We start from the raw sequence: 2493 nt of genomic DNA on the forward strand, positions 1-2493 counted from the left end.
AACAGCGACCGATGCAGCAGGTAATACCCGTACAATTAGCTCAGACGACTTTGATAATACGCCACCGACACTCACTGTTGATGTTGCAGCACAAAGCGACAGCAACACGCCAATCATAAGCGGCACAAGCGATGCAGGTGAGGGTGCGCAAGTCACTATTGTGGTGACTGACAGCGATGGCAACCCACAAACCATCACCGCCCTTGTTGATGCGGATGGTAATTGGAGTGCCACTCCAACCACACCATTAAGTGAAGGTCAAAGCACCATTGAAGTGAGTGTACGCGACAGTGTCGGCAATGAAACCACCGTGAGTGATACCAGTACCATCGACACGCAAGCGCCAACGCTCACCATTCAAAACGTAGGCGATGTTAGTGATTTAACACCTGAGCTGCAGGGCACCAGTAATGAAATTGGTGGCACTGTTACACTCACCATCACCGACAGCGCAGGCATCAATCAAACCCTTAGCACCGTTGTAGGCAGCGATGGTCACTGGGCAATCGAAGTATCGACAGCCCTTGCACAAGGTGACTTTAGCGTTGTTGCCAGCATTACCGATGCCGCAGGCAACGAGAGTACCGCAAACAGCAGTGGTAACGTAGACACCATTACGCCAATAGTCACCGTTGATGCACTGGGTTTGGGTAACGACAGCACTCCAGTGATTAGTGGTACCTCAACAGAGCCTGAAGGCACGGTTATCAACATTATTATTACTGACAGCAACGGTGATGAACACCCAATTACAGCCACAGTCGATGCAAACGGCGATTGGCAAGCAACCAGCCCTGAATTACCAGATGGCAGCTACACCGTACAAGCCAGTATCACCGATGATGCAGGCAACACAGGTGGCGCAGTTCAATCAGGCAACCTAGATAGCTTAGCGCCGACATTGACGTTAGACACAGTAGGTGCCACGAATAACAGCACGCCAACAATTAGCGGGACATCGAACGCGCCAGTAGGCACGGTTATAACGATTAACGTCACGGATGCAGATAATACAGAAACGTTCACTGCAACAGTGCAAGCCGATGGCAGCTGGTCAGCGGATGTACCGAACGCGTTAACTGATGGTCCACTCACTATCGAAGCAAGCGTCAGCGACAGTGCAGGCAACACCACCATGTTAAGTGAAGGCGCAACATTAGATACCAACGCACCGAGTATTAATATCGATGCATTAATGGACACAAATGATACAACACCGAATGTGAGCGGTACCAGCAGTGCAGCAAATGGCACTATTATCACCGTCAGTATCACGGACAGTAATGACATAACAAACACGGTACAAACAACCGTTACAGACGGTATCTGGAGTGTTGAAGCCCCTGTTGACTTAGCTGAAGGCAGTTATGAAGTTGAAGCGAGTGTTACAGATGGAAGCGGCAATACAAGTACAGCAACAGAAAATGGTGTAGTGGATACGACCATTCCTAATATTGCCGTAAATGATGTAACCGTGACTGATGACACAACACCTACGATCACTGGCACAGCGAATGCGCCACAAGGTAGCACCGTGAGCGTTGAAATCACCGACAGTAATAATATTACTCATACCGTAACGACCACATTAGGGGTTAATGGCACATGGAGCGTAGCAGCCACGCAAGTACTGGCTGAAGGCACCTTTACAGTGAGCGCCAGTGTGAGCGATGCCGCAGGCAACGAAGCCACTGCCACAGGCACTGGTGAAATAGATACCATTGCACCGACACTTGTACTTACCAGTCCAGGCTCAAGTAGCGACATCACCCCGACACTTAGCGGCACAAGCGATGCGGTTGAAGGCACCGTTATTAACTTCACCGTGGTGGACGATCAAGGCAATACACAAACCTTTACGACCACTGTGGATGCCGATGGCAACTTCTCTATAGAAGTACCGACTGCCTTGGCAGAAGGGCCGTACACGATCACCGCCAACATCAGCGATGTGGCAGGAAACAGCACCGATATTACCGGCAACGGCACCATTGATACCACAGCACCAAGTGTGAGTGTAGATGCGCCGTTACTAACCAACGACAGCACGCCGACAGTGACAGGCACCAGTGATGCACCTAACAGCACCATCACGGTGACGTTTACAGATGCAGCGAATGCAGTGCAAACTATTGATGTACAAACCGATGCCAATGGTAACTGGAGTGCGACACCAACAGGCACATTAGCCGAAGGGAATTACAGCGTCAGCGCCAGCATCACCGATGCTGCAGGCAACACAGGCACAGGTACAGACAGTGGCGAAGTCGATATAACACCGCCAGATTTAGCGTTTACACCTACCTTCTTATTAGGTTCATTAGTGTTATTAAACGGCACCTCTGATTTACCGGCTGGCAGTGAAATTACTATTACTGAGCAACTTGTTGGCGGCGGTGTGGGCGTAAGTTACACCACAACCACTGACGCCAATGGTAACTGGTCACTGACTGGTATTGATATCTCATTACTGAACTTAGGCTCAGTGATCGC

Annotated in this window: 1 protein-coding gene; it reads left to right on the forward strand. The window is 50.1% G+C overall.

Annotation, left to right across the window (positions count from 1 at the left end; all coding sequences use genetic code 11):
- Positions 1-2493, forward strand: a 2493-nt coding sequence (locus P20429_RS19865) for an Ig-like domain-containing protein (protein WP_050548743.1), incomplete at both ends; no start/stop codon positions are given.

The organism is Pseudoalteromonas sp. BSi20429, from assembly GCF_000238895.1.
GTDB classification, from domain to species: domain Bacteria; phylum Pseudomonadota; class Gammaproteobacteria; order Enterobacterales; family Alteromonadaceae; genus Pseudoalteromonas; species Pseudoalteromonas arctica.